We start from the raw sequence: 20180 nt of genomic DNA on the forward strand, positions 1-20180 counted from the left end.
AGATGACCATTCTTGCCCAGTCCTCACTCGCGACGAACACTCAAAGAACCGTCATGGAGACGATCATGAAACCCCTGTCATACGCCAGGCGCGCTGCGCGCTGGCTGATGGCGGCCGGTATCGCGGTCGCCCTCGCGCCCGCTCTGCCGGCGGCCGCCACCCAGAACATCCAGGCCGCCAGCCCGGATGTACAACCCCTGCAGTTCGACAATCAGCGTATCGTCAATCCCGAGCCGGGACGCGCCGTGCCCTTCTTCACCAAGAAGGGCGGCCAGCGCAGCTGCGATTATGTCGAGTACTTCCTGAGCTTCGGCCTGCGCGGCGATCCGCAGGTCTTTGCCAATCCGAGCCTGGCGGCGGCGTTGAAGGCAGCCAGGCTCGACTTCAAGGACCAGCTGCCGCATGGTCTCTCGATCGTCAGCGTGCAGGTCGCCGGTGACGGCACCGATGCCGGCGGCGGCCCGCTGCCGTCCGCCGTCATCAGCAGTTCGGCGGGTCCCGACGATACGGCCACGGTGTCCGACTTCCGGATCTCCGCTTCCGATCTCGACGGCTCGGGCGCACCGAACGAACGCGTCATCACCTTCCAGATCACGGCCAGGATCGACCATGCTGCGTTTCCCGCGCCGGCCACGGTCGACAATCAGGGCCTCATCAAGGTCACCATCGGCGCCGGCACGGGCACCATCATCCCGTCGCAGGATCCGGCCAAGCCGGACGACGGCAACGTCCTGACCGGCGAAAAGACGTCGATCCGGATCGACGTCACCAAGTGCGAACCGCCACCGCCGCCTCCAACCGATCATGAATGCTTCAAGGTGGAGCGCGGCACGGTCGACTGCGTGCCCGGCGGCGGTGCCTTCATCTACCACATGCCTGTCGGCCCGGAGATGGGCGGCAAGTGGGTGCAGCTTTCGACCACGACCCCCGGCATCACCATCATCCCCGACACCCAGCAGGTGCCGGCGGGCGGCGGCGTGCTCAACTGGAAGATCATCGGCGCGACGCCCGGCGAGACCATCCACATCATCGTCACCGGCATCAACACCTATGCCGGCCCGAAGGAAGGCTGGGGCCTGTGCTGCACGCAGACGATCGACATCGTCATTCCGCGTGACCAGAAGTGCCCGCCCAGGGACAAGGAGCCGGATCTCAAGGTCGAGAAGCATGCCGACGTGCCGCGCTGCACCATGGCCGGCGGTTGCGACTTCACCATCCGGGTCACCAATGTCGGCGACGCGCCCTATAACGGCAAGATCGTGCTCGACGAGGTGACGCTGCCAGCCGGTTCGACGCTGAGCTCGGGGCCCAATCCGCCCTGGGTCTGCGTGCCCGGCGCCACCCCGATGACGTGCACCTATCCGGTGACCACGCTCAATCCGGGCGCCTTCGTCGACCTCAAGCTCGGCTTCAAGCCGGCGGCCGGCTGGCAAGGCAGCGTGCTGCGCAACTGCGCCGCCTACAACTACGCCGCCAGCGGCAAGCCGCTGTTCGGCAGCCAGGCCAACGACCGCGGCTGCGCCTCGATCCCGATCTGCCGCCGTGGCGATCGTGACCGCGACTGCCAGCCGCCGGTCGAGAAAAAGGTCGACCTGATCCTGAAGAAGCGCGCGCGCACCGAAGTCTGCACCGCCGACGGCGTCTGCACCTTCGTGATCGATATCATCAACAACAGCACCGTGACCTATAACGGGCCGTTGACGGTGATCGACAACTACCCCCGCGGCGCGCCCACCTCCTCGACCTTCGGCCCGAGCCCGCCCTGGACTTGCGGCCCGAACGGCCCCGGCCAGTTCCGCTGCGACAATGCCGGCATCTCGCTGCCTCCGGGCGGCTCGACGCCGATCTTCGTCAAGGCGGTGGTGCCGGCCAGCTATCGCTCGGACACGGTTCAGAACTGCGCCGAGGTGAAGCCGATCCCCGGTGAGACCGACCTCACCAACAACAAGGCCTGCGCCACCGAACGCGTCCGCCATCCCAATGGCGGCCAGCCAGGCCTGCGCATCACCAAGGTGTGCAGCGGCTCGCTGGCCGGTGCTGCGGCCGTCTCCTGCCGCATCACCGTCAGCAATGCCGGCACGGCCGCCCCGACCGGCCCGGTGCGCGTGGACGACGCCGCCACGCTGGTCTCGGGAGGAGCGCCCGTCCAGATCCAGACCGTCACCCCCGACGGCGCAGAATGGGCTTGCGGTCCGGTCCCGGCCAACACGTTGTCGTGCCAGATCCCGGGTTCCGCCATGGCGCCCGGAACCTCCAGGCACTTCGACGTCACGGTCTCGGCCAATGGCGAGTTCGAGAACTGCGCGCGCGGCTCCTATGGTCCGGCGCAGGGTGACGATGTCGTCCATCCGATCGGCCAGGCCTGCGCCAAGGGCGGCGGCTCCTCGACCATCCGCGTCGAGAAGACCGGCGACCGCGAATGCAGGCTCGGCCAGCCCTGCTCGTTCGACATCACCATATCGAATGACGGGACGAGCCCCTTCTCAGGCCCGGTCCGCATCGGCGATGCGATCGGCGTGGAAGGTCTCGGCCGGCTGGACGGGGTTGCGATCACCTCGATCGACCCACCCTTCGGCTGCTCGCCCGAACCGGCGACCTTGCCGGCGTCCTGCATCGCCAACCTGACGCTCGGCGCCGGCGAAAGCCAGTCGCACCATGTCACGGTCGTCATCCCCGACGATGGCCGCCTGGGCAACCTGCAGGGCAATGTCAACGGCCAGAACTGCGTCGGCGTCCTGTCTCCCGACACGCGGGTGCAGGGCGGCGGCGACGTGCTCGCCGGCGACCAGACCAACGTGCAGGGCGATCGCGGCAAGGCCTATGCGTGCCACCCCTTCACCATCACGCATGAGGTGAAGAACCAGTGCTCGAATGGGCTGGTGATGAATTCGGCCGGCAGATGCGTCTGCCCCGAAGGCACCACCTTCCGCAATGGCCAATGCACGTCCGATGGCGGCGGTACCCACCTTCTGCCGCTTCCCGTGCCGCCGCCGCCGCGCTGCGTGCTGCTCGAAGGCCAGATCCGCACCGAGGACGGACGCTGCGTCTGCCCGCGCGGCACGGATCTGGAGAATGGCGTCTGCGTCAAGACGGACCGGCCCGGCTGCACCATACCCGGTTCGGTGCCGACATCGGACGGCAATGGCTGCTATTGCCCGGATGGCACGCATCTCGACAGGAAGGCCAATGCCTGTGTTCCTGACCGGCAGAGGCCGCAGCAGTGCACCATACGCGGCCAGATCCATGACGCCGATGGCGATTGTGTCTGTCCGCAGGGCACCGAGGTGCGCGGCGGCGCCTGCCGCCAGGTGGGGCCGAAGCCTCAGCAGTGCCGCATCCCCGGCCAGATCCGCAATGCCGATGGCGATTGCGTCTGCCCGCAAGGCACGGAGGTGCGCAACGGAGCCTGTCGTCCGGTCCGGCCGAAGCCCGAGCAGTGCACCATCCGCGGCCAGGTCCACGACGCCAACGGCAATTGCGTCTGCCCAAGGGGTACCGAGGTGCAGGGCAATGCCTGCCGTCGGCCTGGCCCGGTGGTCCAGCAGTGCGACATACGCGGCCAGATCCACAACAAGCGCGGCGACTGTGTCTGTCCGCGCGGGACCGAGGTGATCGACGGTGCCTGCCGCCGGTCCAGGCAGCAGAGCGAATGCGCACCGGGCTCGCAGATGATCAATGGCCAGTGCCAGCCGATCCTCAGGCGGCGCTGTCCGGAAGGCACGGTCGGGCGGTATCCGAACTGCCGGCCGATGCGCGGACAGCCGTCGTTGGAGGTCAACCCGGGCCTGCTGCTGCAGCAGGTGCTGCCACGGCGCAGGCCGCAGGTCGAAGAGCAGCAGGATCCTGCTCCAAACAGGATCCTCAAGCTCCAGCAGCAATAGCCGGCTGCCGGAAACCAGACCACGAACCCGCCGGAGCGATCCGGCGGGTTTCTTCTTGGGCCACGGAGCGGTCGGCAGCACGATGGCCGATGCCGTTGCACCGTTTCGGCCTGTGGAACTGGTGTGCTTGCGCCCTCGACAAGTCACCGGCAGCGCTTTAGGCAGTCGGTTGGCGTTCCCAGATGAAAAGCCACGCCGGAAAGGCCCTCGCATGAGCAAAAAGACCTTGATCGCGCCATCGGTGCTGGCGTCGGATTTTTCGAAGCTCGGCGACGAGGTCGAGGCGGTGGCCGCGGCCGGCGCCGACTGGATCCATCTCGACGTCATGGATGGTCATTTCGTCCCCAACATCACCTTCGGCCCGCCGGTCATCAAGGCGATCCGCAACCGCACCAAGGCCTTCTTCGACTGCCATCTGATGATCGCGCCCGCCGATCCCTATCTTGCCGCTTTCGCCGAGGCTGGCTGCGACGGGATGACCGTGCATGCCGAAGCCGGGCCGCATCTCGACCGCTCGCTGCAGACGATCAGGAACCTCGGCAAGAAGGCCGGTGTCTCCCTCAACCCGGCAACGCCCGAAAGCGCTGTCGAATATGTGCTCGATCGGCTCGACCTGATCCTGATCATGACGGTCAATCCGGGTTTCGGCGGCCAGGCCTTCATTCCCGCCATTGTCGACAAGGTGAGACGGGTCAAGGCGCTGATCGGCGGCCGGCCCATCCGCATCGAGATCGACGGCGGCGTTTCGCCCGAGACCGCGCCGCTGGTCACCTCGGCAGGCGCCAACGTGCTGGTGGCCGGCGCGGCCATCTTCAAGGGCGGCAGCGTCGAGGCTTATCGCGCCAACATCGAGGCGATCAGGACAGCGGCCGACAAGGCAGCCGGCTAATTCGGCAAGTGCGCGCAGTCGCCAGATCCGACATCCAGAAACGGCCGGCTAAGCATCGTCGTGCCGGGACGGTCCAGCGAGCCGGGATCCAGCCGAATCAGGCTCGTCCGAGCGTCTGATTCGGGTGCCGTGCCCGTTATCTTTGCGCGCGACAGAAAAGATGCTCGCACGCCCATACGGAAACAGATGATCCTGCGTGCATACCAAACATGTTAAGTTTCTACTGGTTGTAGAGACGCGCGAAGCGGTGCTGTCAAACTGCGGTTTGCCGTACTTTTCTTTGTCCTAAAGTACAATAACACGATCTTGTGCTTGAGGGTCTGGCAGCCGGCGCTATATGGTACGTGTACGGAAAGGGACTGTTTTCGGACTCGAATTGCCCAAGACAAGAGTTGGGGACAAGGAGTCGATCTTGACATACGGCGCTGCCAATCTGAACGACGACGGCACGGGTGCAAAGAGTACGCTTGCCAGCACGGTCTATCATCAACTTCGCGATGATCTTCTCGGCGGTGTTCTCGAGACGGAAAGCAAGCTTCGTGTCGAATGGGTTGTGTCCAAGTATGGCGCCGGCGCGTCGCCGGTTCGCGAGGCGCTCAACCGCCTCGCCTCCGAGGGCCTTCTGGGGCGCCACGACCAGCGCGGTTTTTTCATCATGCCGGTCAGCGCGGCGGAACTCGAGGAGCTGACACGCACCCGCTGCTGGCTCGAGGAACGGGCGCTTCGCGAATCCATCGCCCACCGCACCGCCGAATGGGAAGAACAACTGGTTCTGGCGCTGCATCGCCTGGGTCGCGCCTCGCGTCTTTCGCCGCAGAACCTCGCGTCGCTCAATCCGGATTGGGAGAAACTGCACCGGACCTTCCATCGCGCGCTGATTTCGGCCTGCCGGTCGCACTGGCTGGTCGGGTTCTGCGATCAGCTTTCCGACCATGCCTACCGCTACCGGCAGATGGCCAATGACCGCCAAAGCATGGAGCGCGACGACTTCGCCGAACACCGGCTCATCACCGAGTGCGCGCTGGATGGAAATGCCGACGGTGCCGTGCAGGCGCTTGTCGATCACTACGAACTGACGGCGGCCATGTGCATGGAGCGCTTCAGGCAAGGCGAGGACGCAAAGGTCACCTCCTCTGCTCCAGGCCAGCGCGCGCGCCGTTAAACGCGGCTTCGGCCGCCTGGCCTTTTCCTGTCCCAGGCGTCTTTTCGGCAGGCTGGATTTGGCTGCCCGTGGTTTACGGTCTTGACGCGGTGGCCGCGAGCCGCGAAGTCTTCACGGTCGAAGCATGCCGCCTGACGAGCGTGGCCGGCCTCGCCAATGCCACTACCGCAGGAAGTCTTCATGGGCAATCATCTGTTCGACGCGTTCCGGTCCAGCATGCCGGCGCCGGCGCGTCTCTTGATGGAGACCGATGATGGGCGCTCGCTCACCTATGGCGACATGCTGGCGCGGTCGGCGCAGCTGGCGCACGCGCTCCTGCAATTGGATGTCGAGCCCGGCGACCGGGTTGCCGTGCAGGTCGAGAAGAGCCCGGAAGCGGTGCTGCTCTATCTTGCCTGCGTGCGCGCCGGCGCTGTCTTCCTGCCGCTCAACACCGCCTACACGCTGACCGAACTCGGCTATTTCTTCGGCGACGCCGAGCCGCGCGTCATCGTCTGTGATCCCGCAAGGTCGGCCGATATCGGGAACATGGCCGAGGCGGCCGGTGCCGTCGTGGTGACGCTCGACCGCAACGGCCAGGGATCGCTGACGGACCAGGCATCGCGGCAGGCGACAGATTTCCACGATGTCGAGCGTGGCCCCGGCGACCTCGCCGCGATCCTTTATACGTCGGGAACCACCGGCCGCTCGAAAGGCGCCATGCTCAGCCACGAGAACCTCGCCTCGAACGCGCGGGTGCTGGTCGGTCAGTGGCGTTTCACATCGGACGATGTGCTGATCCACGCGCTGCCCATATTCCATACGCACGGCCTGTTCGTCGCCACCAACGTCGTCCTGATGGCCGGCGCCTCGATGCTGTTCGAACAGAAATTCGATGCCGGCCGCATCGTCTCGCTGCTGCCGCGCGCCACCACACTGATGGGCGTGCCGACCTTCTACGTCAGGCTGCTGCAGCAGGACGGGCTGGACCGTGAGGCGGCAGGGAACATCCGCCTGTTCGTGTCCGGCTCGGCGCCGCTGCTGGCCGAGACGCACAAGGCCTGGCGCGAGTGTACCGGTCACGCGATCCTCGAGCGCTACGGCATGACCGAGACCAACATGAACACGTCGAACCCCTATGAGGGCGAACGGCGCGCCGGCACGGTCGGCTTCCCCCTGCCGGGCGTATCGCTGCGCATCGCCGACCCCGACAATGGCAAGCCGCTCCCCCAGGGCGAGGTCGGCATGATCGAGGTCAGGGGCCCGAATGTGTTTGGCGGCTACTGGCGCATGCCGGAAAAGACCAGTGCGGAATTCCGCGCCGACGGCTTCTTCATCACGGGTGATCTCGGCATCATCGACGCCGACGGCTATGTCCACATTGTCGGGCGCGGCAAGGACCTGATCATCTCCGGCGGCTACAACATCTATCCGAAAGAGCTCGAAAGCGAGATCGACGCGCTGGACGGGGTCGCGGAAAGCGCCGTCATCGGCGTTGCCCATCCGGATTTCGGCGAAGGCGTCACGGCCGTGGTCGTGCGCACGCCCGCATCGCGCATCACCGCGGCTGAGATCCTCGGCGCCATCGCCGGGCGCGTTGCCAGGTACAAGCACCCAAAGCAGGTGGTTTTCGTCGAGGAACTGCCGCGCAACACGATGGGCAAGGTGCAGAAGAACCTGCTGCGCGACGCCTACAAGGATCTCTACAGGTCGTGACCGACGCCTGCCTTTTACGTCTTCTCGGTCCGGCCGCCTGAACCCCATAGCGCGCGCTGCAGCAGCCCGCGTTTGCGCCCGCGGGGCGCAAGGTCGACATCCCCAACCAGTTTCGCGCCGCCCTTGCGCCGTTCGAGCGTGATCTTGCGGGTGTGGAAGGCCTCGAGCTCGGCGCGGTGCGCGACGCTGACGATGGTCACTCCTGGCAGTTCGTGGATCACCGTCCCCATCATCTGCTCCTGGCTCTTCTCGTCGAGCGCCGAAGTCGCCTCGTCTAGCACGACGATGTCGGGCCGGTGCAGCAGAAGCCGCGCGAAGGCGACGCGCTGTTTTTCACCGCCCGACAGGGTCTGGTCCCAGGGCGCTTCCTCCTTGATCCGGCCGGCAAGGTGCCCGAGGCCGACCTTGCCGAGGGTGGCCTTGATCTCATCCATCTTCCAGTTGTCGGCGGCCGCGGGGTAGGCGACCACGCGGCGCAGGGTGCCCGAGGGGATGTAGGGCCGCTGCGGCAACATGAACAATCGCTTGCCGGGGTGGAAATTGACGCTGCCGCTTCCCCACGGCCATAGGCCGGCGATCGCCCGCACCAGCGTCGACTTGCCCGAGCCGGATTCGCCTGACACCAGCACCCGTTCTCCCGGTTCGACCACCACTTCCGTTTCCTTGACCACGGACGTGCCGTCGTCGAGCGTCACGGAGAGATCGTCGAGGGAGAGCATCGTATCGCCCTTGGTCTCGCCATGCTCGATGCGCCCGAGCTCGTCGCTCTGCTCGGCCCGTTCCAGCCCGTCGAGCGACATCATCAGCGAGGCGATGCGGCGCGCCGAGGCGTTCCAGTCGGCGAGCCGCGGATAATTGTCGACCAGCCATCCGAAGGCACCCTGCACGATGGCGAAGGCGGAAGCCGCCTGCATGACCTGCCCGAGCGACATCGAGCCGTCGAGGAATTTCGGCGCGCACAGCAGCACCGGCACGACCGGCGCGAACAGGCTCGATCCCTGCGACACCAGGGCCGTGCGCATGTGCTGGCCGGTCAACTTCGCCCACCGCTTGAGCACGCCGGCGAAGGTCCTGTCGATGCCGGCGTTTTCTTCCTCCTCGCCGCCAAGAAGCGCAATGCTCTCGCCGTTCTCGCGCACGCGCGTCAGCACGTAGCGGAATTCCGCTTCCGCCTGGTTCTTCTCTTCGGAGAGCTGCACGAAATCGCGGCCGATGATGAACATCGAGGTCGAGGTGACCGCGGCGTAGACGACCGCCGTGATCACCAGAAAGCCGGGAACCGTGATGGTCGAGCCGCCGAAGGTGAAGCTCAGCGCTCCGCCGATGGTCCACAGCACCACGATGAAGGTCGATGCCGACAGGAAGGCTGATAGGACGCCGGCGACGAAATCGACGGGCGACTCGGTGGCGACCCGCAAATCCTCCGAGAGGCGGGCCTCCGGGTTCTGGTGGTCGCCCTTCACCAGGTTGAGCTGGTAGTAGCGGCCGCTGGCCAGCCAGCGTGCGATGACCGAGGTCGTCAGCCAGGATCGCCAGCGCCGCTGCATGGTCATGCGCAGATAGACCTGGGTAACGACGAGGCTGATGCTGCCCAGCACCAGTGGCACGAAGACCGCGCTCAGGAAATAGACGGTGTGAGCGTCACGCTTCTCGATGGCGTCGAAGATCCAGCGGTTCCACACATTGATTCCGTACTGGAAACCGACATTGACGCCGATCAGCACCACGAGTCCGACAGCCAGCGGCCACGCAAGCTTGTCGCCGTGCCGGCCCCAGTAGCCCCGGCCGCTGATCCAGAACCGCCGCAGCAGGTATTTCTTGCGCGCCTTTTCCGCTTCCTTTGCCGTCAGCTCGGGATCGGGTTCCGCGTTTTCCGGCGGCGGAGCCTCGATGGCGGCATCGGAAGCCGCGGCCTCGACGATGTCGGTCTGTTTTCTGCGCGGCTTCCGGGGCTTATCTGTTTCGCGCGCGGCTTCATCCGACGATCGTTGCTCGCGAGCCCGCTGCCGTCGCGGTTTCCCCCGACTTGGCTTGGCGGCGCCGCGCGGCTTGCTGCCGTCGGCCGGTTTGGGTCTGGATTTCGCCTCGGACATGCGCAGCGAAAACGGCCATGAAACCGAAAGGTTTCATGGCATCGCGCGATATTGATGCGCGATACTGGTGCCCCGCGCGAGCCCGTCAGCGCGGGTAAAGCATTTCGGCGACATGGTCGGCGATCGCCAGGCTCGCGGTCAGGCCGGGGCTCTCGATGCCGAACAGGTTGACGATCCGGCCCGCGCCATGATCCGCCGGACCCTGCACCAGGAAGTCGGCGGCCGGCTGGCCGGGGCCTGAAAGTTTCGGTCTGATGCCGGCATAGGCCGGCTGCAGGGCGCCATCGGCAAGATCGGGCCAATAGCGCCGGATCGCCTCGTAGAAGACAGCGCTTCGGCCGGGATCGACCGCATAGTCCGCTTGCTCGATCCATTCGACATCGGGGCCGAAGCGCGCGCCGCCGCCAAGGTCGAGCGTCAGATGGACGCCAAGCCCGCCTTCGACCGGAACCGGATAGATCAGCCGCGAAAACGGCGACCGTCCCGGCAACGCGAAGTAGTTGCCGCGCGCCAGCCACTGGCGCGGGATGAAATCCCCGGGAAAGCCTGCGATGCGGCCGGCGACGGCCTGCGCGTCGAGACCGGCTGCGTTGACGAACACATCGGCTTCAAGGGTAAAACGCTCGCCATCGGCGTCGCGCGTCTCGATCCGGATGCCGCCGCTTTCGATCACCGCCCCGGCGACAGAGGTCAGGAAAGCGAAGGACGCGCCTGACGCCTCGGCATCGCCGCGCAGCGACAGCATCAGCGCATGGCTGTCGACAATGCCTGTCGATGGCGACAAGAGCGCCCCGGCGCATTTCAGCGCCGGCTCCAGGCTCACCGCCTCGCTTCTCGTCAGGAATTCGAGATCGTCGACGCCGCAGCGTCGCGCATTGGCCTCGATCGCCCGCAGCCCGTCGCTCTGGCCGGGTTCCGTGGCGACGATCAGCTTGCCTGTGCGTCGATGGGCGATGCCGTGCGTCGCGCAGTAGGCGTAGAGAAGCCGGCGGCCTTCGACGCAAAGCCGGGCCTTCAGGCTGCCGGGCGCGTAGTAGAGCCCGGCATGGATGACTTCCGAATTGCGGGAACTGGTGACGGTGCCGATCGCATCGGCCGGCTCGATGACCACCACTTCGCGACCCGACAAGGCAAGCGCCCTGGCGATGGCAAGCCCGACGACACCCGCCCCGGCCACAACGCAGTCGATTTCATGCATGAATTTGTTCCTTGGGACGGGATCGTGTCACACGAATCCGGCAAGCAGGCAACACGAGGTTGCGGCCAGTTCCAGCGGAAACAATCACACGCCGGATATCCGGATATCCGGCGCTGCGGCGACTTTCCCCCGTTTCGAACGACAACCGCGGGCGGACGTCGAACTGCTGGCGGTCGGGTCAGTGGCCGGCCCCGAGATAGGTGGCGATCTGCCAGATGTTTCCCCAATTGTCGGCGACCGTTGCGCGACGATCTCCCCACGGCATGTCGCTTGGGGGTTCGATAATGCGGGCTCCCGATCTGATCGCCGATTGGAATGTCGCATCGGTATCGGCGACATAGACGTAGAGCATTCCGGGCATGGACGGTCTCAGTCCCCCGCCATCACTGACCATTATGATCGAATCGCCCACTTTCAGCTCGACCGGCCGGTCCGGTACATGGTCGCCTTGAGCGCCGAACACGACGCGAATAAATTCGACGAGCCCGGCAACATCGGACGCAATCAAGCGCGGCGTTACGGTGTGACGGCCTTCCGGCACGTGATTGACCATTCGCTTCCTCTCGACCCGCAAGCGCAATGTCGGTCATCGGCACCAGGTGCTCAAGGGGGGCGCCCTTGCGTCTGCCGCCAGGCCTACACGCCCGCCTGGAAAACGCTGGTGCCGTCGATCCACACACGCTTGACATCGAGGCCGTCCGACAGCGCAACGACATCCGCCGCCGTGCCGTGGGCAAATCGCCCGAGCCGGTGTGCCTGGCCGACCGCCTGGGCTGGATAGAGTGAGGCCATGCGCAGGGCTTCGGAGAGCTCGACACCGACCACCTGGTGGATGAAGCGGATGGCCGAGATCATGTCGAGATCCGCGCCCGCCAGCGTGCCGTCGGCAAGGCGCAGGCTGCCGTCCTTGCGGTAGATCATGCGCCCGTTGAGGGTGAAGGAGGTCATGTCGGTGCCGATCGTCGCCATGGCATCGGTTACCAGCACGATCCTACCCGGCCCCTGCTTGGCATCCAGCGCGATCCTGATCGTGGCGGGATGGACATGGATGCCGTCGGCGATCAGCCCGGCGGACAAGGCGCCGATGTCGATGGCCGCGCCCGCCAGCCCCGGTTCGCGGTTGCCGATCTGGCTCATCGCGTTGAACAGATGGGTGACCACGCTGGCGCCGGCTTCGGCGAAGGCCTGGGCCGTCGCATAGCCGGTGTCGGAATGGCCGAGGCTGACGACGACGCCGGCCTTGGCCAACGCCGCCACCCGGGCCGGCTCGACCGATTCCGGCGCGATCGTGGTGAGCAGCACCGGCAGCTTGCGCCGCGCTTCCATCAGCAGCGCCTGGTCGGCATCCGTCATTGGCCGGATCAGCGCCGGGTCATGCGCCCCCTTGCGTGCGACCGACAGATGCGGGCCTTCGAGATGGAGCCCGAGGAAGCCTGGCACCTTTTGCAGCGTCGCGGCCTCGCCGGCGGCAATGGCGGCGGCGGTAATCTGCGGTGTGTCGGTGATCAGCGTCGGCAACAGCGCCGTCGTGCCGAACGGCACGTGCGCCCGGCAGATGGTTTCGATCGAAGCGACGTCGGGATGGTCGTTGAGCATGACGCCGCCGCCGCCATTGACCTGGATGTCGACGAAGCCCGGCGCCAGCATGCCGCCGCCCGTCTCGACGGCGCGGATGTCAGAGGCAAGCGCGCCGCTGGGCACAATGGCCTCGACGCGGCCGTCGCGCACCACGAGGGCATGGCCTTCGTGCCAGCGGTCACCGTCGAAAATGCGGGCGCCAGTCAGGGCAAAACGGTCGCTCATACGGTCTCCGTCACCTTGCGAAGATTGGGTGGCGTGTCGGGGTCGAGGCCGCGGTGGCGGGCAAAGGCCTCGACGAACATGTAGAAGGAAACGATCAGCGTCAGCGGATCGGTCAGCGGATGGCCGGTGGCGACATGCGGCAGCCGCGTGGCGCGATTGGCGAGCGCCGAGGTGACGAAAACGGGTGCGCCCTTGGCGGCCAGGCTGTCGGCGGCCTCCGCCACGGAGGGTTCCGATGCGTCGCGCGCGGCGAGCGCCAGCACCGGGAAATCGGGGCCGACCAGCGCCAGCGGCCCATGCATGACCTCCGCCGCGCTGTAGGCCTCCGCATGCATGCCGCAGGTCTCCTTGAATTTCAGCGCCGCCTCGTTGGCCATCGCCGCGGACGGACCACGGCCAAGGATGAACAGCGATTTCTGCTTCTCGATCGTCTCGGCCAGCACGCTCATCCAGTCGCAGGCGATCGCCTTGCCGAAATGTTCGGGCAGGCGGGCGAGCGCCGCCAGCAGCGCCTCGTCGCCGGTCGAATGCGCCATCAAAGCGAGACCGGCGACAGCCGAGTTGATGAAGGTCTTGGTTGCCGCCACGCTACGCTCGGGCCCGGCCAGGATATCGATCGCATGGTCCGAGGCGCGCGCCAGCGGCGAATCGGCGGTGTTGGTGACGGCGATGGTCAGCGCGCCGCCGGCCCGCGCCGTTTCGGCCATGGCGACGATGTCGGGGCTCTTGCCGGACTGCGAGATAGCCAGGCAGGCCGAACCGGCGAGCTTGAGCTTGCGGCCGTAGATCGAAGCGATGGAAGGCCCGACCGAGGCGACGGCGAGCCCCGCCGTCAGTTCCACGGCATATTTCATGAAGGTGGCGGCATGGTCGGAAGAGCCGCGCGCTACGGTGACGACGAAATGCGGGTCGCGCTCGCGGATGCCGCGCCCGGCTTGCGCCAGCACCGCGCCGGAACCGTCGAGCAGCCGCGCCACGGCTTCAGGGATCTCCTCGATCTCGCGCTGCATGTGAGTGGTGTTCGCGATCATGGTCGGCCCTCTTCGCTCGGCCCTGTCAGCCGCAGTTCGGCGACGAAATCATAGGCGTCGCCCCGGTAGATGGAGCGGGTAAATTCGATCACCTTGCCGCTCGCCAGATAGGAGATGCGCTCGATGTGCAGGCCGGCAATGCCAGGCGGCACTTCGAGCAGGCGTGCGTCGGTCTCGCCGAGGTTGGCGGCCGAAATGCGTTGCACCGCCCGCACCGGGCGGTTGCCGGTCAATCCGAGCGCCGCGTAGAGCGACGAGCCGATGCCGGCCGGGTCGGGCAGCACGCTGGCCGACAGCGAGGCGCGCTCGATCGCCAGCGGCGTGTCGTTGGCGATGCGCAGGCGCGCCACGCGCGCCACCAGTTCGCTGGACGACAGGCCGAGCACCATCATCTCGTCGGGCGAGGGCGCGTAGAGGCCGCGGTCGAGCCAGGCCGAACGCACCGCCATGCCACGCCGCGCCATGTCCTCGGTGAAGGAGGTGAGCCGCGACAGCGATTGCTCGACGCGCTCCATGCGCGGCGCCACGAACGTGCCCGAACCATGGCGCTGGACGAGGATGCCGCCCTTCACCAGGTCCTGCACCGCCTTGCGCACGGTAACGCGCGAAATGTCCGCCTTGGTGGCGATGTCGCGTTCGGAGGGCAGTGCATCGCCCGGGCCGATCAGCCCGCGATTGACGGCGTCCTCGATGCTCTTCCTCAGCTGCAGGTAGAGCGGCGCGCCGCTCTGCGCGGATTGCTTCAGCGTGGCGAAGATCTGGTCGGCGGCGTCGCTCATCGGGCCGCCTCCGTCTTGCCGGCGAAAAGACGCGCCGCCATCTGCACGGCACCGCCCAGCGCGTCGTCGAGCGGTTCGCGCAACAGCGCGCGGTAGCGCGCCGACAGGCGCGGCGCATAGAGCGGCGCCAGCCCGCCGAGCAGGCAGAGCGGAGCATCGGCCGCCAGATCGAGCGCGCCGAGCGAAGCCTCGACATCGGCGACCGCCTTGTCGAGAATCCAGTTGGCAACGGCGTCGCCCTTTTGCGCGTGTTCGAACACTTTTGGCGCGAAGCCGCCGAAATCGCCGGGCTTGGCGTTGGTGGTGAACTCGACCACGTCTTCGGGATTGTCGCGGAAAACGGCCATCATGCTGCGCGTCAGCGGCGAGGCCTGGCGGACACCGTCATGAGCAAGCAATGTCTGCTCCAGCAGGTCGCGTCCGATGCGGGCGCCGCTGCCCTGGTCGCCGACCTGGAACCCCCAGCCGCCGATGGCGCGCGACACGCCGTTCCTGCGCGCCATATAGGCGGTGCCAGTGCCGAGGATCGCCATGGCGCCGTCGCCAGAGCCGACGGCTCCTTCGAGCGCGATCTCGGCGTCGGTCTCGACACGGCTGGTGCTGAACGGCAGGATCGCTTCCAGCTGCTGGCGATAGGTGCCGACATTGGCGCCGGCAAGGCCGAGAATGGCCGGGGTCTGCGGAATGAGCCCGGCGTCCTGGCCGGCGGCGACGAAGGCCTGGCGCGCGGCCTCGACAATGTTGGAGCGGGCGCCTGTAAGATCGGTGCGGATGTTGGCGGCGCCGCTTTTGGCGCGGCCGACGACAATGCCGTCCGCCGTTGCCAGGGCGGCCCTGCAGCTGGTGCCGCCGCCATCGATGCCGAGCACGAATTTCACGCGGGTTCTCCTCCGGACGGATAATACCAATAAAATACCAATAGCCAAGGATTAATTTCCGTTCAAAAAAGATTAAGCCATATTTTATTGAAAATCTTGCACATTTCGCCGGCTCAGCGATTTCCGATCCTCGAATTCGTTAATGCATGTGGACAAGTGGTATTTTTTTGGTATTGTTCCCGCATCGGAGGAACAGGGATGGCGGAAACGCGCACCGAAGCGCTGCACAGGAATGCCGAGGGTCTGGACATCCAGGCCCCGGAAATCATCCTTGCGTCGCTCGCCGATGCGCAGGTCGAGGCCGCCAAGGTCGTCCGCAACGCCATTCCGTCGATCGCCAGGGCAGCCGAAATCATTGCCGGCCGGCTGGCCGATGGCGGCAAGCTCGCCTATGCGGCCGCCGGCAGTTCGGGTCTGATGGCGCTGGCCGACGCGCTGGAACTGCCGGGCACGTTCGGCATCCGGCGCGACCGCATCGCCATCCTGATCGCCGGCGGCGACGAGGCTTTCAAGACGCTGGCCGGCGGCCCGGAAGACGATACCGAGGAAGCGGCGACGGCTGTCGCCAATGCCGGCATCGGCCCCGGCGATTGCCTGATCGCCATCTCGGCCAGCGGCACGACGCCATACGCGGTGCGCGCCATGGAAGAGGCCGCCCGCCGCGGCGCCGCCACCATCGGCATTGCCAACAACGGCAACACGGCCCTGCTCGACAGGGCAGGCACCGCCATCCTGCTCGAAACGCCGCCGGAAGTGATCGCCGGTTCGACGCGCATGGGCGCCGGCACCGCGCAGAAGATCGCGCTCAACATGCTGTCGACGCTCACCGCCGTGCATCTGGGCCATGTCCATGACGGCTACATGGTCAACCTCACGGCCGACAACATCAAGCTGCGCGACCGCGCGGCGCGCATCGTCGCGGCCGTCAGCGGCCGCAGCACGGACGACGCGGCTCGTCTGCTCGAGAAGACGGGCGGCGCGGTCAAGACCGCCATTCTGCTTGCCGCCGGCGTGGATACCGCCGATGCGGCCGAGAAACTGCTGGAAGGAGCAGGCCAAAGGCTGCGGCCGGCGCTTTCGGCGCTGGGGCATGATCCCGAAAAGTGGAACCCGCTTTTCGGAAAAGATCATGCCCGAACAAAGAAGTAGGGCCTGTTTGATCCCGATTTCCATCGGGGTGAAACGGGCTTGCGAGGGGAGCAAGGGTCAAAAGCCTCTGTTCTCATCAAAACCGAACCTGAAAAAGGTCAACAGGGAGACTGAGCATGAAAACCAAACTTCTGACGGCACTGCTTCTGGGCACCAGCATCCTCGGCACCGCCGGGGTGGCCTACGCCGAGGACGTAACGCTCAACATCGAGAGCTGGCGCGGCGACGACCTGTCCATCTGGAAGGACAAGCTGATCCCGGCCTTCGAAGCCAAGAATCCGGGCATCAAGGTGGTGTTCGCGCCATCGGCTCCGACCGAATATGACGCGGCCCTCGGCGCCAAGCTCGCCGCCGGCTCGGCGGGCGACCTGATCACCTGCCGCCCCTTCGACAAGTCGCTCGAACTGTTCAAGAAGGGCAACCTCGCCGATCTCTCCTCGCTGCCCGGCATGGAGAATTTCTCGCCGGTCGCCAAGTCCGCCTGGCAGACCGATGACGGCAAGTCGAGCTTCTGCGTGCCGATGGCGTCCGTCATCCACGGCTTCATCTACAACAAGGACGCCTTCGACAAGCTCGGCATCAAGGTGCCGGAGACCCGCGACGAGTTCTTCGCCGCGCTCGACAAGATCAAGGCCGATGGCACGTACATCCCCATGGCCATGGGCACCAAGGATCTCTGGGAAGCCGCGACCATGGGCTATCAGAACATCGGCCCCAACTACTGGAAGGGCGAGGACGGCCGCGCCGCCCTGATCAAGGGCGAGCAGAAGCTGACCGACAAGGACTGGGTCGCTCCCTATGAGGAACTGGCCAAGTGGAAGCCCTATCTCGGCGACGGCTTCGAAGCCCAGACCTACCCGGACAGCCAGAACCTGTTCACGCTCGGCCGCGCCGCCATCTATCCGGCCGGCTCGTGGGAGATCGGCCTGTTCAACACCCAGGCCCAGTTCAAGATGGGCGCCTTCCCGCCGCCGGTCGAGAAGGCGGGCGACACCTGCTACATCTCGGACCACACCGACATCGGCATGGGCCTGAACGCGGCCTCCAAGCATGCCGACGCGGCCAAGACCTTCCTGTCCTGGGTAGCCTCGGCCGACTTCGCCACCATCTACGCCAACGCGCTGCCGGGCTTCTTCAGCCTGAACTCCGCGCCGGTGAAGATGGCGGACCCGCTGGCGCAGGAATTCGTCTCCTGGCGCGGCAAGTGCAAGTCGACGATCCGCTCGACCTATCAGATCCTGTCGCGCGGCACGCCGAACCTCGAAAACGAGACCTGGGTTGAATCGGCCAACGTCATCAACGGCACCGACACGCCCGAGGCCGCGGCCAAGAAGCTGCAGACCGGTCTCGACAGCTGGTATCACCCGGCCAAGTAAGAACTCAGGCAACGAAGCCGGCCGGGCCCATGCCTGGCCGGCTTCGGACCGGCTCTTTGAAACAGCAACTGCTCAGATAGCGATTGTCGGCACCGCCTCACGGCCTTACCCTTGTTCCCGGGAAGGCTGGCTGACCGGTCGCAGGCCTTTGTTCTTGCCGTCAACAGCAGGAACGCTCGGCCATGCTTCGAGGCATCAACTGGCATCATCACCCATTGGAACCGAGAGACGGCGGGGACCGAACTCATGGCCGCAGATATCAGACCGAAAAGACCGTTTCGCTGGCACATCGCCATCTTCCTGGCGCCGGCGGTGCTCGTCTACACGGCGATCATGATCCTGCCGCTGGCCGGCACATTGCAGCTTTCTCTGTTCCGCAACATCGACCAGCACCAAGTCTTCGTCGGGCTGGGCAATTTTCGCACCCTGTTCGGCGATCCAAACTGGTCGGTGAACTTCTGGAACGCGCTGCGTAACAATGTCTGGTTCTTCATCATCCACATGCTGGTGCAGAATCCGATCGGTGTGCTGCTGGCGGCGCTGCTGTCCAGCCCGAAGCTCCGGTTCTCAGCCTTTTACCGCACGGCGATCTTCGTGCCGACCATCCTGTCCTTCGTCATCGTCGGCTTCGCCTGGAAGCTGATCCTGTCGCCGCTCTGGGGCGTGGCGCCGCATCTGCTCGACTTCGTCGGCCTGAAAAGCCTGTTCACGCCCTGGCTGGGCAAGGAGCAGTACGCGCTGACCGCACTCAGCCTGGTCTCGGTCTGGCAGTTCATCGGCATTCCGATGATGCTGATCTATGCCGCCTTGCTGTCGATCCCGGACGAGGTGATCGAGGCGGCCGAGTGCGACGGCATCACGGGTATGTCGCAGTTCTGGAAGATCAAGCTGCCGCTGATCCTGCCGTCGATCGGCATCATCTCGATCCTCACCTTCGTCGGCAATTTCAACGCCTTCGACCTGATCTACACGGCGCAGGGCGCGCTCGCCGGGCCGAACTATTCGACCGACATATTGGGCACCTTCCTCTACCGCGCCTTCTTCGGCTTCCAGCTGCAGGTCGGCGACCCCAATATGGGCGCGACCATCGCCACGATCATGTTCCTGATCATCCTCGGCGGCGTCTGCGTCTACCTGTTCCTCATCCAGACGCGCCTGCGTCGCTATCAGTTCTGAGGAGCAAGCGATGAGCACCGCCACCCGATCGCTTCCCCGCACCATCGGCGCCCACGCGATCCTCCTGACCTATACGGCGATCGCGCTGTTCCCGGTGATCCTGGTGATCATGAACTCGTTTAAATCCCGCGCCGGTATCTTCAGCGAGCCGCTGACGCCGCCGACACCGAAGACCTTCGACCTGATCGGCTACACCACGGTGATCGGCCAGGGCGACTTCTTCCACTACTTCCAGAACAGCCTCGTGGTCACCGTCGGCTCGCTGTTCTTCGTGCTTTTGTTCGGCGCCATGGCCGCCTTCGCGCTGTCGGAATACCGCTTCCGCGGCAACACGCTGATGGGCCTTTATCTGGCGCTCGGCATCATGATCCCGATCCGCCTCGCCACCGTCGCCATCCTGCAATTGATGGTGGCAAGCGGTCTCGTCAACACGCTGACCGCGCTGATCCTGGTCTACACCGCGCAAGGCCTGCCGCTCGCCGTCTTCATCCTTTCTGAATTCATGAAGCAGGTGTCCGACGACCTGAAGAACGCCGGGCGCATCGACGGGCTGTCGGAATACACGATCTTCTTCCGGCTGGTGCTGCCCCTGGTGCGCCCGTCGATGGCGACGGTCGCCGTCTTCACCATGATCCCGATCTGGAACGACCTCTGGTTCCCGCTGATCCTGGCGCCGTCGGAGGAGACCAAGACGGTGACGCTCGGCGCGCAGCTCTTCCTTGGCCAGTTCGTCACCAACTGGAATGCGATCCTTGCGGCGCTCTCGCTGGCGATCCTGCCGGTGCTCATCCTCTACGTCATCTTCTCGCGGCAGCTGATCCGCGGCATCACTTCCGGAGCCGTCAAGTGAGCGGAGCTCTACAAATCTCTGTCGGCGCCTTCACCCCACCCGGCGCTGCGCGCCGACCTCCCCATCAAGGGGAGGTAGAGGGTCGCGGCTCCACTTACGACCGTCAAGGAACGCTTTTCCGAGAAGCTTTGTTGGCACTGGGGGCGTTCGCGCCGACGCCCTACCTCCCCTCGATGGGGAGGTCGGCGCGAAGCGCCGGGTGGGGTGACACCCTCCCAGA

General features: G+C 65.7%; 15 protein-coding genes. 8 read left to right on the plus strand and 7 right to left on the minus strand.

Annotation, left to right across the window (positions count from 1 at the left end):
* The first annotated feature begins 2 nt into the window (after positions 1-2).
* From FFS37_RS12625 to FFS37_RS12640, 4 genes are all read left to right on the plus strand, one after another.
* Positions 3-3881 carry a DUF7929 domain-containing protein gene (locus tag FFS37_RS12625; RefSeq protein ID WP_137931289.1) on the plus strand — a complete coding sequence of 1293 codons (3879 nt, stop codon included), beginning with the start codon at positions 3-5 and terminating at the stop codon, positions 3879-3881.
* A gap of 211 nt (positions 3882-4092) precedes the next feature.
* A complete protein-coding gene (rpe, locus tag FFS37_RS12630) occupies positions 4093-4770 on the plus strand; it encodes a ribulose-phosphate 3-epimerase (protein WP_137931290.1) in 678 nt (225 codons plus the stop codon).
* A gap of 412 nt (positions 4771-5182) precedes the next feature.
* On the plus strand, positions 5183-5932 hold the full coding sequence (locus FFS37_RS12635) for a GntR family transcriptional regulator (RefSeq protein ID WP_137931291.1): 750 nt from the start codon (positions 5183-5185) through the stop codon (positions 5930-5932).
* Between the two features lie 180 nt (positions 5933-6112).
* Positions 6113-7627: a malonate--CoA ligase gene (locus tag FFS37_RS12640; RefSeq protein ID WP_137931292.1), complete on the plus strand. Its 1515-nt coding sequence runs from the start codon at positions 6113-6115 to the stop codon at positions 7625-7627.
* 14 nt (positions 7628-7641) lie between these two features.
* Here the strand turns inward: FFS37_RS12640 and FFS37_RS12645 are convergent, their stop codons facing one another.
* From FFS37_RS12645 to FFS37_RS12675, 7 genes are all read right to left on the minus strand, one after another.
* The gene (locus FFS37_RS12645; RefSeq protein WP_137931293.1) at positions 7642-9720 is read right to left on the minus strand and encodes an ABC transporter ATP-binding protein/permease; all 2079 of its coding nucleotides are present in this window, start codon (positions 9718-9720) and stop codon (positions 7642-7644) included.
* Positions 9721-9805: 85 nt separating this feature from the next.
* Positions 9806-10918: an NAD(P)/FAD-dependent oxidoreductase gene (locus FFS37_RS12650; RefSeq protein WP_137931294.1), complete on the minus strand. Its 1113-nt coding sequence runs from the start codon at positions 10916-10918 to the stop codon at positions 9806-9808.
* A 178-nt stretch (positions 10919-11096) separates the two neighbouring features.
* Complete coding sequence (locus FFS37_RS12655) at positions 11097-11471, minus strand: VOC family protein (protein WP_137931295.1); 375 nt, start codon at positions 11469-11471, stop codon at positions 11097-11099.
* A gap of 83 nt (positions 11472-11554) precedes the next feature.
* On the minus strand, positions 11555-12721 hold the full coding sequence (nagA, locus tag FFS37_RS12660; RefSeq protein ID WP_137931296.1) for an N-acetylglucosamine-6-phosphate deacetylase: 1167 nt from the start codon (positions 12719-12721) through the stop codon (positions 11555-11557).
* Positions 12718-13752 (minus strand): SIS domain-containing protein, encoded by a 1035-nt coding sequence (locus FFS37_RS12665; RefSeq protein ID WP_137931297.1) that lies wholly within the window; start codon positions 13750-13752, stop codon positions 12718-12720. Before FFS37_RS12665 ends, nagA begins: the two co-directional genes overlap by 4 nt.
* Positions 13749-14531 (minus strand): GntR family transcriptional regulator, encoded by a 783-nt coding sequence (locus FFS37_RS12670; protein ID WP_137931298.1) that lies wholly within the window; start codon positions 14529-14531, stop codon positions 13749-13751. Before FFS37_RS12670 ends, FFS37_RS12665 begins: the two co-directional genes overlap by 4 nt.
* Positions 14528-15409 carry an N-acetylglucosamine kinase gene (locus FFS37_RS12675; RefSeq protein ID WP_137931299.1) on the minus strand — a complete coding sequence of 294 codons (882 nt, stop codon included), beginning with the start codon at positions 15407-15409 and terminating at the stop codon, positions 14528-14530. Before FFS37_RS12675 ends, FFS37_RS12670 begins: the two co-directional genes overlap by 4 nt.
* Before the next feature lie 198 nt (positions 15410-15607).
* Here FFS37_RS12675 and FFS37_RS12680 point away from each other — a divergent pair, with 198 nt between their 5' ends.
* The 4 genes from FFS37_RS12680 to FFS37_RS12695 all read left to right on the plus strand — a co-directional run bounded on the left by FFS37_RS12680 (position 15608) and on the right by FFS37_RS12695 (position 19960).
* Entirely contained in the window at positions 15608-16558 is a 951-nt protein-coding gene (locus FFS37_RS12680; RefSeq protein ID WP_137931300.1) for an N-acetylmuramic acid 6-phosphate etherase, read from the plus strand.
* 116 nt (positions 16559-16674) lie between these two features.
* The gene (locus FFS37_RS12685; protein ID WP_137931301.1) at positions 16675-17934 is read left to right on the plus strand and encodes an ABC transporter substrate-binding protein; all 1260 of its coding nucleotides are present in this window, start codon (positions 16675-16677) and stop codon (positions 17932-17934) included.
* 246 nt (positions 17935-18180) lie between these two features.
* Positions 18181-19110 (plus strand): carbohydrate ABC transporter permease, encoded by a 930-nt coding sequence (locus FFS37_RS12690; protein ID WP_137931302.1) that lies wholly within the window; start codon positions 18181-18183, stop codon positions 19108-19110.
* A 10-nt stretch (positions 19111-19120) separates the two neighbouring features.
* Positions 19121-19960: a carbohydrate ABC transporter permease gene (locus FFS37_RS12695; protein WP_137931303.1), complete on the plus strand. Its 840-nt coding sequence runs from the start codon at positions 19121-19123 to the stop codon at positions 19958-19960.
* Positions 19961-20180 lie beyond the last annotated feature (220 nt).

Source organism: Mesorhizobium comanense (genome assembly GCF_005503535.1).
GTDB classification, from domain to species: Bacteria; Pseudomonadota; Alphaproteobacteria; order Rhizobiales; family Rhizobiaceae; genus Mesorhizobium; species Mesorhizobium comanense.